The 16805-nt window shown below is 37.2% G+C and carries 10 protein-coding genes; 6 read left to right on the top strand and 4 right to left on the bottom strand.

All coding sequences use genetic code 11. The features are described 5' to 3' along the window. Positions 1-193: 193 nt before the first annotated feature. The 3 genes from BUA71_RS04865 to dgt all read left to right on the top strand — a co-directional run bounded on the left by BUA71_RS04865 (position 194) and on the right by dgt (position 2984). Positions 194-1018, top strand: a complete 825-nt coding sequence (locus tag BUA71_RS04865; protein ID WP_072877306.1) for a DUF4412 domain-containing protein — start codon at positions 194-196, stop codon at positions 1016-1018. A 6-nt stretch (positions 1019-1024) separates the two neighbouring features. Then, positions 1025-1387 carry a DUF4870 domain-containing protein gene (locus BUA71_RS04860; protein ID WP_072877304.1) on the top strand — a complete coding sequence of 121 codons (363 nt, stop codon included), beginning with the start codon at positions 1025-1027 and terminating at the stop codon, positions 1385-1387. A gap of 250 nt (positions 1388-1637) precedes the next feature. Then, on the top strand, positions 1638-2984 hold the full coding sequence (gene dgt, locus BUA71_RS04855; protein ID WP_072877754.1) for a dGTP triphosphohydrolase: 1347 nt from the start codon (positions 1638-1640) through the stop codon (positions 2982-2984). A 263-nt stretch (positions 2985-3247) separates the two neighbouring features. Here dgt and BUA71_RS04850 read toward each other — a convergent pair whose 3' ends face one another. Continuing rightward, on the bottom strand, positions 3248-4255 hold the full coding sequence (locus tag BUA71_RS04850) for a DUF3078 domain-containing protein (protein ID WP_072877302.1): 1008 nt from the start codon (positions 4253-4255) through the stop codon (positions 3248-3250). A 32-nt stretch (positions 4256-4287) separates the two neighbouring features. Continuing rightward, positions 4288-6066 carry a 1-deoxy-D-xylulose-5-phosphate synthase gene (locus BUA71_RS04845; RefSeq protein WP_072877300.1) on the bottom strand — a complete coding sequence of 593 codons (1779 nt, stop codon included), beginning with the start codon at positions 6064-6066 and terminating at the stop codon, positions 4288-4290. 406 nt (positions 6067-6472) lie between these two features. Between BUA71_RS04845 and BUA71_RS04840 the strand changes: the two genes are divergently transcribed. From BUA71_RS04840 to BUA71_RS04830, 3 genes are all read left to right on the top strand, one after another. Further along, a complete protein-coding gene (locus tag BUA71_RS04840) occupies positions 6473-6922 on the top strand; it encodes a nucleoside deaminase (RefSeq protein ID WP_072877298.1) in 450 nt (149 codons plus the stop codon). A 182-nt stretch (positions 6923-7104) separates the two neighbouring features. Next, positions 7105-10683 (top strand): BamA/TamA family outer membrane protein, encoded by a 3579-nt coding sequence (locus BUA71_RS04835; RefSeq protein WP_072877296.1) that lies wholly within the window; start codon positions 7105-7107, stop codon positions 10681-10683. Between the two features lie 209 nt (positions 10684-10892). Continuing rightward, a complete protein-coding gene (locus BUA71_RS04830; protein WP_072877294.1) occupies positions 10893-12119 on the top strand; it encodes a hypothetical protein in 1227 nt (408 codons plus the stop codon). A 1034-nt stretch (positions 12120-13153) separates the two neighbouring features. On the opposite strand, the gene BUA71_RS04825 is transcribed toward BUA71_RS04830, so the two are convergent. Beyond that, positions 13154-14635 carry an aminotransferase class V-fold PLP-dependent enzyme gene (locus tag BUA71_RS04825; RefSeq protein WP_072877292.1) on the bottom strand — a complete coding sequence of 494 codons (1482 nt, stop codon included), beginning with the start codon at positions 14633-14635 and terminating at the stop codon, positions 13154-13156. Positions 14636-14641: 6 nt separating this feature from the next. Continuing rightward, positions 14642-16684: a protein-disulfide reductase DsbD family protein gene (locus BUA71_RS04820; protein WP_072877290.1), complete on the bottom strand. Its 2043-nt coding sequence runs from the start codon at positions 16682-16684 to the stop codon at positions 14642-14644. Positions 16685-16805: the final 121 nt, after the last annotated feature.

The raw sequence follows: 16805 nt of genomic DNA, 5'->3' as shown, positions 1-16805 counted from the left end.
TTTCTAATTCGGGATAAACCGGCCGAGGAAAGCATTTCTAAGCAAGGATGTGAAATATGCGGGTAAAGCTTTTTTCTCATTTTTACTATGCATTTATGCATTGAAATGAATTACAATTGCTTATTCACAGTGTTTTTTAGATCAAATCAATTATGATTAAACGAATACCAATTATTAACCTAAATATCGAATTATGAAAAAAATAGTCTTACTGGGATTTTCTTTATTGTTTTTCGTGGCTACTGCGGAAGCTCAATTTTTTAAGAAATTAAAGAAGAAAGTTGAACAAAAAGTTGAACATGCTGTAACTGAGAATATTTCTAATAAAGCAGCAAATGAAGCCAATAAGTCCCTTAATAAAATGTGGGAAACCGATCTAAAGAACAGTCCAATTCCTATGGGTAGCAATCGGGTAGATATTAGTAAAATACCACAAACTTATCAGTTTAATTGGGAATATAAATTAAACATCGAAACAAAAGATGGCGCCATGGATATGACCTATCTATTAAATAAAGATCAACCTTACTTCGGAATGAGGGTACCCAAGGCAAATGGAATGCACATGGTTTTAGATAATCAAAATAAATTAAGTGTAATGTATTTTTCTTCTGGAGATAATAATTTTATCACTGCTACAGAAATTAAAGATCTGGAGGATTATGAGGCTGAAGAAAATCCTTACGAAGGTTCAGAATTAAAAGAAATAGGCTCTAAAACTATTATGGGCTATTCCTGCCAGGGTTATGAGACCGAAAATGAGGAACATATACTTAAATTCTACGTAACCCGAGATGCTCCCATAAGTTTTGCAAATATGTACAACAATAAAAAAAGTAATATTCCAGATGGTTGGAATGCAGACTGGTTTGAAGATGATGCACTTATGATGGAGATGGAAATGATCGATAAATCGAAATCCAAAAATAATGTTGTTATGCGTTGTACCGGTCTGGAAAAAAAATCATTTAGTTTAAATAAAGATGATTATGCATCGCTTGGTGCCACAAAAAAATAATTTATTATGGAAAATACGCACTCAGAAGCAAATAAGACAGAGAAAACAAGCAATGGTTTTGACGCCAAAACCATTGCTATAATTTCTTACCTTACCGTAATAGGTTTGATAGTCGCATTTGTATTAAACAACGAGAAAAAAGACGCCTATGCTAATTTTCATATAAAGCAATCTTTAGGGCTGGTATTAATTGGGTTCGGACTGTTTATTTTAGGAATGATTCCCATTCTAGGCTGGATTTTAAGCTTTTTGGGGTCAATTTTTCTATTGTACCTATGGATTATGGGACTTATAAATGCCATAAATCATCAAAAAAAGCCTGTTCCTATATTAGGAAATAAATTTGAAACCTGGTTTGCAAGTATTTAGTACTTGCTCACTTTGCTATAAGCTCTTGTAGAAATTGAAGCTCTTCCTATATTTTATTGGGATGACCAGGTCTGGTTTTTCAAATTTCGTATTTATAGAATTATATGAATTTTTCTACTATAAATGTTTATCTCGACTTTCCTGAATATTCCAGGTTTAAAAAATTCTACGTTGCAAATCCTATCGTTTTCGCTACTTTTGAAATGTTTATAATTAGGCACCAATAACTTCTAAAATATTTCAGAAAATGATGAACTGGGAACAGCTTTTATCTCTAAAACGCTTTGGCGACACCAATAAAAGGCTAAGAAAAGAGCAGAATGAAACCCGTCTTGGGTTTGAGGTAGATTACGATCGCATCATATTTTCTTCCGCTTTTAGGAGTTTGCAGGATAAGACCCAGGTAATCCCACTTTCCAAAACAGATTTTGTGCATACCCGGCTTACCCATAGTCTGGAAGTTTCAGTAGTAGGACGTTCCCTGGGAAGGTTAGCCGGTCAAAAAATACTGGAGAAACATCCGCAATTAGAAGAAACGCACGGCTACAAAATGAATGATTTTGGAGCTATTGTTGCCGCAGCCGCTTTAGCGCACGATATTGGGAATCCTCCTTTTGGTCACTCAGGAGAGAAGGCAATTGGTGAATATTTTAGTTTAGGGCGAGGTAGGCGTTTTAAAGAAGCGCTAACTCCAAAAGAATTTCAGGATCTTATAAAATTTGAAGGAAATGCCAACGGCTTTAAAATTTTAACTCAAAACAAACCGGGCATCTCTGGCGGCCTTAGACTATCTTATGCTACACTGGGAGCTTTTATAAAATATCCCAAAGAATCCTTACCCTATAAACCCACTAAAAAAGTAACCGACAAGAAATTTGGTTTTTTTCAGACCGACAGTAATTTCTTTCAGGAAATTGCTTCAGAATTAGGTTTAAAAAACACCGGAAGTAAGGGTGATATTAGTTATTCCAGGCACCCACTGGCTTTTTTAGTAGAAGCTGCCGATGATATTTGTTATACCATCATAGATTTTGAAGACGGCATTAACCTTGGACTTATCGAGGAAGAATATGCTTTAGAATATCTTATAAAATTGGTAAAAAACAACATCAATACTAAAAAATACAACCGGCTTACCAATACTGCCGACAGATTAAGTTATTTGCGAGCCTTAGCCATTAGCACCTTAATTACTGAAGCTGTAGAGATATTCCTCCATTATGAAGAAGCTATTTTAGCAGGAGAATTTCACCAAACCTTGCTGGAAAAGAGTGCGTATAGTGCACAAATAGATGATATTATTAAAATTAGTGTTGAAAATATTTATGAAAGTGAAGAGGTGATTAATAAAGAAATTGCCGGCCATAAGATGCTCACACACCTACTAGACACCTATACTGAAGCGTTTCTACCAGATGAAACACACTTAGATTCGCACTTTAATAAGCTGGTATTAAAATCGGCACCAGGCTTAAATTTTCTAAAAGACGAAGAATCGGTTTACAAACGCCTGCTGGAAATTTGTTCCCATACCTCATCGCTAACAGATGGGTTCACGGTAGCTTCTTTTGAACGATATAGCGGGAAAAAATTATAAAATAAATCACTATTGTCCAGTAATGAAGTAAGATAGCTTTGCTACAAGAAAAATGAGAAAAGACTAAATTGTAACTAGCTGATAATCTTAATCTTTTATATATATTATTCTTCAGCAAACCCTTTTTCGTAAAGATTTCAATTAGCAAGAAAGGTAATTATGAAATCATTCTTAGGCTCTATTATAAAAGAGAACGTGCTATTTGGTTATATTTTTATCGGACATCAATGAAAATAAATGCCTACACAATTGAATAAAATTGGTCAAAATTCATAGACCAGTCCCACCCCAAGCATCTGTTTAAATTGCACCCGCGGGCCGGTGGTTTCCAGATTACCGTCCCCATTGGTGTCTTCTTTAAATTTCACATCATCATCGTAAATTAAATGAGAACCTACATTAGCTTTAATAAAGTCGTTCACTTTTAAGTTCACATTTAACCGCCATTCTACATCGATATTTCCGAATTTATTGAGATAATCTGAATAAAAACTTACTTGATTTTCTAAATCTACATTCTCAAAAACCTCTTTAGAAAACTCACTGGTGACCAGGAAACCAAATTCCGTACGCACCCTTTGACCTTTTTTTATCACATTCCCAAGACTATCTTTTTCGGCTGGATTAACCCCAAACATCCCATCATTCGCCAGCCTTTGGTCTAAAACAAAGGTAGATTTATCTGTTAGCGGCGAAATGTAAACAGTAAAATCTTCCACAGGGTCTGAATATTCGGTACCAACCCCTAAAAACAAATAACCCGGGGCCATAAATTTAGAGATTGGTGTATTGGTATCGGGATATTTATAACCATTGGTAAATTGTGTATTAAAATTCAATTTTCCCGAATAAAACCAATTAGATGTTGAATCCTTTCTATAACCAAAAGTAGAAGTTAATCTAAATTGATCTTCAGTTTTGCGAACTTTTTGACCTTCCTGCGAGTTTAGACCATATCTAATAGAAACCCGGTTTTTCCAGCTTAAAAGGCTTTTCTTAAAATTCCTTTCAAAATCTCCATGCATTAAGGCTGAAATAGAATTATTTCCCCCCGCATTCCAGTTTATAAACGCAACTTCATTAAGATTAACACCAACCTTGTTCTTTGGAGTCCAGAAGGTGACCACTATAGAATCTACTTCCTTCTCCTGTTCTACAACTTTTATAGTGTCAGAAGGTTTTATAGTGTCAAAATACCTGGCATTTAAATTTTTCGCAAAAGAGATAAAATGAATTAAGCAGACTAAAAAACATAAGACTTTGATTCTCATTGGTTAATATTAGATTGTTCGGATTTGCAAAATTAAAAATTTAAGAATAGGGATGCTATCTCTTCCCTTATATTTTCAACGCTTATTTTTGCAATTTCTTGTAATTCGCCAACATTTCCCTGCTCAATAAACTCATCGGGAATACCCAACACCTTGATCTTCTGCTTATAATCGTTTTTTGCAGCAAACTCTAAAACGGCGCTTCCAAAGCCACCGGCTATCACCCCGTCTTCCACCGTTAGAATTATTTCATATTCTTTGAATATTTGATCTAGTAAAACTTCGTCTAATGGTTTGACAAAAAGCATATCGTAATGAGCGGGTTTTTCAGTATTCAACTTTTTAATGGCTTTTTTCACATTGGTAGTCATATTACCTACACTCAAAACGGCAATTTTATTACCTTTTCGAAGACATTTTCCTTTTCCTATCTCTATTTTTTCAAACGGGGCTTCCCAATTTACAGTTGTTCCCCTACCCCTGGGATATCTAATTGCAATGGGAAGTTGCAATTCTAATTGAGCAGTGAATAATAAATCCCGAAGATCTTTTTCATTGGCAGGAGCAGCGATAATCATATTGGGAATGCAGCGCAAATAAGCCAGATCGAAAACGCCATGATGGGTTGCGCCATCTTCACCAACCAAACCCGCCCTGTCAAGACAAAAAACTACCGGTAACTTTTGAAGTGCCACGTCGTGAATCACTTGATCATAGGCTCGTTGCAAAAATGTAGAATAAATAGCACAAAATACGGTAAAACCTTGTGTAGCCATTCCCGCAGAAAAGGTCACAGCATGCTGTTCTGCAATACCTACATCGAAAGCCCTATCTGGAAACGCCTGCATCATAAATTTTAAAGAACTGCCGGTAGGCATGGCCGGGGTTACGCCAATAATTTTTTTGTTCTTAGAAGCCAGTTCTACTAGACTTAATCCAAAAACATCCTGAAATTTTAAAGGAAGCCCGGTAGTATCATAAGATAAAAGTTCCCCGGTATCGGGTTTAAATTTCCCCGGGGCATGATATTTCACCTGGTCTTCCTCGGCTTTTTTCAAACCTTTTCCCTTGGTAGTAATTACGTGCAGGAATTTAGGGCCTTTAATTTGCTTTAATTCTTCAAAAACTTTCAGAAGTCCGGGGATATCGTGTCCATCTACCGGACCAAAATATTTAAAATTAAGCGCTTCAATAATATTGCTTTGTCTTGGCTTGTAACCAACCCGGGCTTTGGTAAGATATTCTTTTAATGCCCCTACACTGGGATCTATTCCAATCGCATTGTCATTTAAGATTACCAATAAATTTGCATTGGTTACCCCGGCGTGGTTAAGACCTTCAAACGCCATGCCACTTGCGATAGAAGCATCACCAACTACGGCGATATGATGTTTTTCCTCTTGCCCGTTTAAACTGGAAGCAATGGCCATACCCAGAGTAGCAGAAATAGCGGTAGAAGAATGGCCAACCCCAAAGCTGTCATATTCACTTTCCTCTCGTTTTGGAAATCCGCTAATACCATTAAGCCGCCGATTGGTTTCAAAAATATCCCGACGTCCGGTTAAAATTTTATGTCCATAAGCCTGGTGTCCCACATCCCAGGTTAACAGATCTTGCGGGGTATGATATGCATAATGCAAAGCAACGGTTAATTCTACCACGCCGAGGCTGGCGCCAAGATGACCTTCTTTAGTAGCCACAATATTGATGATAAACTGTCTCAGTTCAGCAGCTACTTCCTTGAGCCCGGCTTCCGGCAATTTCCTAAGGTCTTCCGGGCTATTAATGTTATTTAAATGTTTATAGGCCATAACTCACAAAGTTAAACTAATCTTATCTGAAAAAGTAATAAGAAACTAAACAAGATGCTCCTTCAGAAGAAAATATAAATTTGTTTCATTAGACTCAATATCAATTTTCCATTTCTTAAACCGATTTACCCTGAAGATTTTGTAATATTCGCTGGTATTGTCTGTTTCCCGGGATCCTCTGCCTAAGTTGACGCGTAGTTTGTAAAGCATTACTCTCAAAGTTTATTATGTACTACAGACACAATAAGTTTCATTTTGCATAAGAACAGTTCAAGTTATTCATTCTTTTTAATTTTCGAGAATTTGTGAGCTTCAATAGTAAACCTTAACTATTTCATCCTCGAAACCGAAAAACACATTTTTCCTGATTAAGTTTTTAATTTTTACCTTTCCGAAGAAAAAACAGATGATGCAGGTTTACGATGATGAATATTTTATGCGAAAGGCCCTCGATGAAGCAGAAAAAGCCTTTAACCGCGGTGAAATCCCCGTTGGTGTGGTAGTGGTGATAGAAGACCGCATTATCGCCCGGGGCCACAATCTCACCGAGACCCTTAACGATGTTACTGCCCACGCCGAAATGCAGGCAATAACCGCAGCTTCAGATTTTTTAGGGGGAAAATATTTGACAAATTGTAAAATGTATGTCACTTTAGAGCCCTGCCAAATGTGTGCCGGTGCTTTATACTGGAGCCAAATTTCAAATTTAATATTTGCAGCAAATGACCAGCAGCGCGGTTATAGAAAAACCGGGGTGCACTTACACCCTAAAACAAAGGTAATCTCTGGTGTTCTTGCTGAAGAAGCATCCGCATTGCTAAAACGCTTTTTTATAGAGAAAAGAAATCTCAACTAAGCTCACGAGAGAAAGTTAAAATTCTGCTAACGGCGTTTGTTATAATGCGTTAAAATGTTTTGTGAAATCGCATTTTATAGGAAAATTGCAAAGCTTCTTATTTGAAAAGCATCCTTCTCAAATTTTAAGCTTCTTCATTATAAAATTAATGGGAAATTATTCTGAAATCTGGTGACACATTTATGGGAAAACATAAAATTTATCTAAGCTTAATTGTAATTTTAATACTTTCAGATTCCTTACGGGCTCAACAAAATTTGGAACTGAAAGATGAAAAGCCCGAACATACTTTTTACGCTATCGGTAATTTGGGCAATGATTTAGCAGGAGAGAGCCAACAAATACTTAGAAAGATCGTATTAGCATCCAAACAGGATGAAGTAGCCACACTACTAATTCCTGGGAATTTCACCCCTACCTCCTCTGGCAATATGACACTACAACAACCACAAAAAGAAAAACTTAAAAAACTTCTTATTGGTCCTTTAAAGGGGTTTAATGGAAAAGTAATTTTCACTCCCAGTAAGAACGAATGGAAAAACGGCGGGCAGGAATATATAGACAACTTAGAGTCCTTTTTTCAAGATAACAATAATAATTTTGAAGTTTGGCCAGACGATGGTTGCCCTATTGAGGACGAAGATATTACAGACGAGATAGTTCTTGTAACAGTAGATACACAATGGTATTTAGAAAATTGGGACGATCATCCCAATATGAATAGAAAATGTGATATTAAAACCAGGGAACAGTTTTTTGCTGAATTTAAAGACGCAATTAAAGATGCCCACGGAAAAACGATTCTTGTTTCTCTCCCACATCCCGTGATGAGCAATTCAAAAACAAATTTCTTTAGCAAAATTGGCGGATTTTCCTCTCAGGATTATCAAAATGAGAAAAATAGATACCTACGCGGAAGGTTGGAAACGCTGGCCAGCCAATTTGATAATGTGATATTTATTTCTGGAAATGAAGCCAATCTTCAATACCTACAAGACGATGGAATTCCTCAAATTATAAGTGGTAACATAGGAAAACCTAAAAAATACAGCATTAGAAAAGAGGAACACTTTGGCTCTACAAAAAAAGGTTTTGCCAGGCTTAAAGTTTTTAAAAACAATAAAACTATTGTAGATATTTTTAGTATTGAACAAGAGGAACCAAAAATTATTTTTAGCAAGACTATAGAAAGTGATGAACCAAATTGGGACGAAATCTCTTTTAAAACAAAAGAAGAATTGGGACGCACCAAAAAGGCATCAATCTATACTAAAGAAGAAACTACAAAATCTGGTTTTTATAAAGCGCTGTTTGGAGATTATTATCGCAAGGTTTACAGTAAAAAAATAGAGGCTCCTGTACTATTTTTAGACACCATCCCGGGCAATTTAAAACCTTTAAAAGAAGGTGGTGGCATGCAATCAAGATCTTTAAGGTTTATAGATAACAACGACAATGAATTTACTATACGAGCTCTGCGAAAAAGCGCAAAAAGGTTTTTACAATCTTATACTGTAAAAGATCATTACATAAAAGATATCTTAGAAAATACCGTGGCGCAGCGCCTGGCTTTAGATTTATTTACCACTGCTCACCCTTATGCCCGTTACTCATTAAAGCATATTAATGAGATTTTAGGCATTAATGCCGGCAAACCAAAAATCTTCTATGTCCCAAAACAAAAAGCATTAGGTTTAAATAATGATGAATACGGGGATGAATTATATATGTTTGAAGCGCACGTTGGCGATGAAAATAAAAATTTTGAGCGTTTTGGCTCCCCTGAAGATATTTTAAGCACGCGCGATTTCCTCGCCGAAATGAAAGAAACCAAAGATGTTGCGCCAGATGAAGAAGCATTTATTAAAAATAGACTGGTTGATATGCTTATTGGGGACTGGGACCGTCATTTTGACCAATGGCGTTGGGGACAATACACCCAACCCGATAGCACTAAACTTTTTAAACCAATTCCCCGGGATCGGGATTTCGCTTTTCCAAATTATGATGGTTTTTTTCCTTCTTTACTTAAAATTGGATTTCCATTAGTGCGAAAGATGGAAACTTATGATGAGAATGTAGATGACGTAAAATGGTTTAACCTGGCCGGTTATCCACTAGATCAAAGATTATTAAAGAAATCTGATTTAGAAGACTGGCGGGAACAGGCAAAATTTATTCAGGCAAAACTTAGTGATGCTGAAATTAATAAAGCCTTTGAAGCTTTACCAAAAGCTGCACAAGATGAAACGATAAGTAAAATTAAAAGTGATCTAAAAGCCAGAAGGGAAAACCTGGTAGATATCACTGAACGTTACTATAAATATTTAATGGAGTTTCAGGTTTTAACCGGCACCGAAGAAGACGACACCTTTAAAATTACCAGAGCAGAAGATGGTAAGACCAATATTAGCATAGAAAATGAGGCCGGGAAAGAAGTATTCCGCAGAACATATTCTTCAGAAGAAACTAAAGAAATCTGGATTTATGGTCTGGATGGAGAGGATAAATTTACAGTGACCGGCCAGGGAAATCACCCAGTGAAAATTAAGGTAATTGGTGGGGAAGAAAACGATATTTACGATTTTAAAAATACCCGAAAGCTTAAAATTTACGATCATAAATCTAAAGAAAACACAATCACTAACAAGCATTCGAAAAAGTGGTTAGTAGATTCTTACGATATACTTACCTATAACCCAGATAAACGTAAAAAACAAGAAAACATTCTCTTGCCGCAAGCAGATTATAGTGGTGATGAAGGTTTGTCCCTGGGGGTAAAAAACACATATACCACCTATGGTCTTACCAACAATCCATTTAACACCCGGCATACTCTTGGGGCAGCTTTTTATTTTGCGACCAGCGGATTTGAAATAGGATATAAAGGAGAGTTCTCTCATATTTTCCACAATTGGAATCTTGGTATTATGGCCAGATATACCAGCCCTAAGTTTGCGGTGAACTATTTTGGAGAAGGTGTAGATTCAGAATATAACAAGGATGATCGGGATAAAGATTACAACAGGGCATTGTTGGAGCAATGGTATTTTGCCCCGTCTTTAATTTGGCGCGGAAAATATGGCGGAAGCTTTTATGTGAAACCTATGCTACAATCCCGGGAAGTTTCTTATGAAGAAGATAGGTATATAGGCCAGGCCCTCGAAAAGTCTAATGATGTTTTCAAGCAACAACTCTATGCCGGTGGAGAAGTGAATTATACTTTCGAAAATCGCAACAGACCAGCATTTCCCAGTAAAGGCTTTGAAGCTAAAATTACCGCAGGCTATAAAACCAATATCGATGAATATGACAATGAATTCGCTTATGTAAACCCATCTTTAGCTGTAAATTATCCTTTACATCCAAGTGGAATAGCTGTTTTGGCTACTAAAGTAGGCGGAAAAGCGATTCTTGGTGATCATTATGAATATTATGATGGTGCCATTTTAGGCGGAACAGATAACCTAAGAGCCTATAGAAATGAGCGTTTTAACGGAAAGTATTCATTTTATCATACCACAGACCTTCGTGTGGGGATAAGTCGGTTTAAAACCAACTTTGTTCCAATACAAGTTGGGGTAAGTGCAGGGTTTGACTACGGAAGGGTATGGACCGAAAACACCAATGCTAAAAGGTGGCGTAACGATTATGGTGGTTCGGTTTGGATAAATGCATTTCGAGCGGTAACCGGAAACCTGGGGTACTATAGAGGCGATGATGGCGGCCGATTGACCTTTACCTTCGGATTTAAATTTTAAGAAACACCCAGTATTAACGGTGATTTCCACACATCTGTGGAATTTTTTCTGTGGAAAAAATATTGTTAAAAATCCATAGATTAATATAAACGTAAGTACTTGACTACAAACATAAGAATATGCTTATTTTTAAAGAATAAATTTAGCAATTTGAGAATTAGATGATTTAGGTAAGGATATTGAACTAAAGGGAATAAACAAGAAAACAAATGTTCCCAGATACTAACCTACTTCATAACCTATTGCAGGCGGCGATGATGATTCCGTTTTTATACCTCATCACGCAATATATATTTAAAAAAATAAAGGAAAAGCATGATTTTTTCTCAGTAAGCCTGATGAACAAACTGTTTTTCTATCATTTGATTTTCGGAGGAATCTATTATTGTTACGCATTTTTTAATCCTTCAGACTCTAAAAGGTATTTTAGCGTACCCGGGAAAGAAGATGTAACCTGGAGTGGTTTCTTAAAAACCGGAACCTCTTTTATCGATTTTCTTTCTTACCCTTTTATTAATTTCCTGGGGTTTAGCTATGAAATGATGATGCTGTTGTTTACCTGGGTAGGTTTTATGGGGTTTGTATATGCTTACTTATTCTTTAAAGAAAGCATTTCTTTGGATATCAAAATATTCAAAAGAATAAATTTTTTAACTTTAATTCTATTTCTGCCGAATATGCATTTTTGGACGGCTTCCCTGGGAAAAGGAGCTCCTATCTTTCTGGGTTTAATGCTATTCGCTTATGCCCTTAGAAAACCTAAGAATAGAATGATAAGTTTAAGTGTTGGGTCACTATTGGTTTTTGCTATTAGACCACATATGTTCTTATTATTGGCGGGAGCCGGGTTATTTGCCATATTCTTTAATAAAGATCAAGTAAGTTTAAAGCAAAAAGCAATATTTGGAGGGGTTATAGCCGGAACCTTGCTATTATTTCACAAACAAATTTTAGGAGTGGTAAACCTTGGAAACTCTCAAAACCTCATAGCAGATTTCTTGTCTTTTACAGAAAACAGGGCTGGTAAATTAGATAACGCAACCTCTGGAGTACCAATGAACGACTATTCCCTAATCGAAAAATTCTTTACCTTTTGGTTTAGGCCGTTGTTTTTTGATGCACCAGGAATTCTGGGAATTGTGGTTTCTGTAGAGAATTTTATTTATTTACTAATCTTCGGAAAACTATTTAGAAAAAGTTTCTTAGGATTTCTTAAGAGCGCTCCCGCGCACGTAAAGCTAAGCCTGGTGCTATTCTTTACCTCATCTTTTGCTATGACTTTCGTAATGTCTAATTTGGGAATTATTTTAAGACAGAAATCAATGATTATGTATTTCTTATTCTTTGTGATCTACTACTTTATGGCTTATGAAAAAGATACTGTATTTAGGCTGAAACAGGAAGTTAGAACCAGGAATCTTAAAAAAGCAGCTTAAGGACAGGTCTTATGCCGCTCCGCTGGAGCTCGGTTGCATATCATATTTAATATTCTAGAAATATACCGCCTCTACAAGGCTCGTTAAGCAAAGCCATCAAGAACGAAATACTGAAATTTTTTAATCGAACTTAATGTAGAAATCCAGAAAAAACGGGGTGAAAGAGCTTTAGAGAAGCGAAATATTTATAGAGAAAAGTTTAAAGTCAAGCACAGAGCTCCAGAGGAGCGGAATATTTTATTTGAGCATAAATCACGCGAAATAGCATTGAGAAAAGCCATCTACAAAAAAAGACCATGCAGAAAGTGCTTCCGACCTTCATGGTCAATCCCTGAACCTTTCGACTTAGCTCAAACCAGCATAAGCTAGTAAAACAAAAAATCCTTGTTCCAATAAAAAAGATTCCTCCTACGTCGGAATGACAATTTATTACGACAGTAATAGCTTGATTAAACTACAACCAAATCATTTAATCGAATCTAGGTTGCCCGTTTAGAAAGTCAAAAAAAACCGGGTGAAAGAGCTTCAGATAAGCGAAATATTTATAGAGAAAAGTTTAAAGTCAAGCACAGAGCTCCAGAGGAGCGGAATATTTTGTTTGAGCATAAATCACGTGAAATAGCATTGAGAAAAGCTATTTACAAAAAAAGACCATGCAGAAAGTGCTTCCGATCTTCATGGTCAATCCCTGAACCTTTCGACTTAGAATGCTCAAACCAGCATAAGCTAGTAAAACAAAAAATCCTTGTTTCAATAAACTAGATTCCTCCTACGTCGGAATGACAATTTATTACCACAGTGATAGCTTGATTAAACTACAACCAAATCATTTAATCGAATCTAGGTTGCCCGCTTAGAAAGTCAAAAAAAACCGGGTGAAAGAGCTTTAGAGAAGCGAAATATTTATAGAAAGAAGTTCAGCATCAAACACAGAGTTCCAGAGGAGCGGAATATTTTGTTTGAGCACAAATCCGCAAAATAGCACAGTAAACCATACCTACAAGGTCAAAAAAACCTTGTAGGAAGGTGTATTCTTATAAACTCAGCATAGCATTAAAATCTGGCAATTCTACGGCTGAGGCTTCTACCCTATCAAACTCATTGGTAGCGGGATTATAGGTATAATCCTTTTCCCATTCAGCTTTATTTTTCACAATTTCCTTTAGAGCATCGGTAATTAATAGGACTTCTTTATTGGTCATTATAGGATGCAAAGATACCCGAACCCAACCGGGTTTATCACACATATTTTTGGTGGCGATTCCTTCACTAATTGCTGCCGAAGAGGCTTTGTCAATTTCAAATAAGTAATGGGCATAAGTGCTCGCGCAAGACCAACCCCCGCGAACCTGTATGCCGAAACGGTCGTTTAATAAACGAACCACTAAATTATAATGAAAACCTTCCAGGTTAAAAGACACACAGCCAATTTGCTCCCGTTCCTTTTCGCCGAAAATCTTTATTTCCGGGATAGTAGCTACTTCTTTATAGAAAAACTCTAACAATTCATTTTCCCGAAGTTTCATCCTTTCAGGATTCATTTTTTCTTTCAACCTTATGGCCAGGGCGGCGCGCATCACCTGAAGAATACCTGGCGTACCACCATCTTCACGGGTTTCATGGTCTTCAGCATAGGCGTGTTCTCCCCAGGGATTGGTCCACTTTACGTTTCCTCCACCGGGATTATCGGGAATGCTGCTCTTTTGTAAGTTTTCGTCATAAACAAGCACGCCACAAGCCCCGGGACCCCCAAGAAATTTATGAGGCGAAAAGAAAATAGCGTCTAACTTCTCCTCTTTTGCAGCCGGGTGCATATCAATATTTACATAAGGCGCAGAAGCCGCAAAATCCATAAAACAGTAACCATTATGCTGATGCATAACCCTGGCCAGTTCGTGATAGGGAGAGATCATTCCGGTTACGTTAGAACAGGCGGTAAACGAACCAATTTTTAACTTTCTATTACTATATTTTTTAAGCTCTGCTTTCAAAATTTCAGGATCTATGAGGTTGTTTTTTCCGGGAGGTAAAACTACAACATCGGCGTTTGTTTCCTGCCAACACACCTGATTGGAATGATGTTCCATATGGGTTATAAACACCACGGGACGGTCTTCTTCTGCTTCAGAAATTAAATCTTTATCTAAAGCGATAATGCGTTGTAATTTTCTTAAAGCACCTGTCATTCCGGTGCCGGTGGTGACTAAGACATCTTTTTTCTGCGCGTTTACGTGTTCTTTAATGATTTTGCGCGCCTCGCGATATAGATAGGTCGTGTTCTTTCCGCTTTCGCTGGAGAAAGAATGGGTATTGGCCATCATAGGGCCTACTTTTTGACAAATTATATCTTCAATTGGTTGATATAGGCGACCACTTGCAATCCAATCGGCATAGAGCAAATCCTGCTTTCCGTAATCGGTATAAAAGCTACATTGGGTTCCAACTGTATTCTTTCGGAATTCATTAAATTCCTGTTCCAGTTTATCGTTTTTAAGTTCGGTTGTAGGTAATTCCATATTGAACTATTCTTTTCCAAATTCTTTAACTCCTTTTTCTAACCAGGCTTTATATTCCTGAATATCTGGCGTATAACCAACAGGATCGAGCAAATTCTCTTCTTCCAAATCCATTAATACATAGAAGGGCTGTGCATTTGCTTTATATCGCAAGGTTTGAAATTCACTCCATTTCTGGCCTATATATTTTAATTCTTTTCCGCTTATTTCTGAAGTAAACTTTTCATCATCAGGTAATTCCCGCTTATCATCTACGTAGAGCGAAATAAGCACGATGTCATTTTTAAGAATTTGTAACACGGCGGGATCACTCCACACCCGTTCTTCCATTTTTCTACAATTCACGCAGGCATGTCCTGTAAAATCTATCATCACCGGCTTATTGACTTTTCTGGCATACGCAAGTCCCTCTTCATAATCGGTAAAAGCTACTATATCGTGGGGTCCCAGGTGGGCACCATCTGGAAATTCCTCTTTGGAAACTGTGGCGCCACCGCTACCCAATTTGGTGTATCCCACGCCATAGGGCGATTCACTATAATTCATAGCCGGTGGAAAACCACTAATTAATTGCAACGGTGCACCCCATAACCCGGGAATCATATAAATAGTAAAAGCCATGACCAATAAACCCAAACTAAGTCTTCCTACCGAAATATGCTCTAATGGAGAGTCGTGGGGCAACCTAATTTTTCCGAAGAGATAAAACGCCATCGCTCCAAAAATGGTAATCCAAATAGTTAAGAAAACTTCCCGCTCCAACAAATGCAATTGCAATACAAGATCGGCATTGGAAAGGAATTTAAAGGCTAAGGCCAGTTCTAAAAAGCCCAGTACCACTTTTACCGTGTTAAGCCAGCCGCCAGATTTTGGAAGGGAATTTAACCAGCCGGGGAACGCAGCGAAAAGTGCAAAAGGTAAGGCCAGTGCCAAGGCAAAGCCAAACATCCCAATAAAAGGGGCAATACCACCTTTTGAGGCTGCTTCTACCAGTAAGGTACCCACAATAGGCCCAGTGCAGGAAAAAGAAACAATGGCCAGTGCCAATCCCATAAAGAAAATCCCAATTACCCCGCCTTTATCAGCTTGTTTATCTACTTTATTCGCCCAGGAATTAGGCAGCATAATTTCAAAAGCACCCAAAAAGGAAATTGCGAATATTACTAAAATGATAAAAAAGATAAGGTTAAACCAAACACTGGTAGAAAAAGCGTTTAGCACACTTGCACCAAAAACCCAGGTTACAATTCCACCGAGGAATAAGTAAATTATAATGATTGAAAGTCCATAAATAAGCGCATTCTTTATTCCTTTAGCTCTGGTTTTACTTTGTTTGGTAAAAAAACTTACGGTCATGGGAATCATAGGAAAAACACAGGGTGTAAGCAAAGCCGCAAAACCAGAAAAGAAAGCGATAATAAAAATAGTCCATAATCCTTTCTTTTCTTGCTTTTTAGTATCGGCTACCGCCGCTTTAGAAGAATCTTCGCTGGTTTCCACCTGCTTTGTCTCTTTTAGTGACTGCTCGCCAACTGCATTAATAGCATCCTGGCTGGCAGCTACGCTTTTGCGAAGATCAAAGTTTAATTCTACATAAGAAGGTGGCAGGCAACGCTCATCGTCACATACCATAAAGCCAACTTCTCCTGTAACGCTCTTTAAATCTTTATTCGATAACTTGATTTTCTGCCTAAACTCTGCCTGATTATCAAAAAAGGTAATCACCATATCAAAAACAGGGTCGTGAATGGTACGTCCTTCATCTTCAACGGTATTTCCCTCCAGGCTATAACCATCGGCTTCCTCGTAAGAAAAACTGGTGGGAATGGGACCATCTTCTGGCACATCTTGCGAATATAGGTGCCAGCCCGGTTCTATTTGTGCAGTGGAAACCAAAATATATTCGGTTTCTGAAACCTTTTCTACACTTGTTGACCATTCTACGGGATCAAAAATTTGAGCTTCTGCTTTTGTCGATAAAAACAATAATAGCAAGAAGAAAAACTTTGCCCTCGACTTTAAAAATCCAGTAACTTGTTTATAATTCATATTCTATAGTATTCTTTTTGAATATCTGTATTTATTTATAAAAACAGAAAACGCCCTAAGGGGCAGACCTCACAGTACCGATAATTATGCGGGCCTGTGAGGTCTCTATCTTGGAAACCTT

Origin of the sequence: Salegentibacter echinorum, assembly GCF_900129445.1 — a bacterium.
GTDB classification, from domain to species: domain Bacteria; phylum Bacteroidota; class Bacteroidia; order Flavobacteriales; family Flavobacteriaceae; genus Salegentibacter; species Salegentibacter echinorum.
Note: the sequence above shows the minus strand (reverse complement) of the source record. Positions and strands in the feature narration are given on the sequence as shown.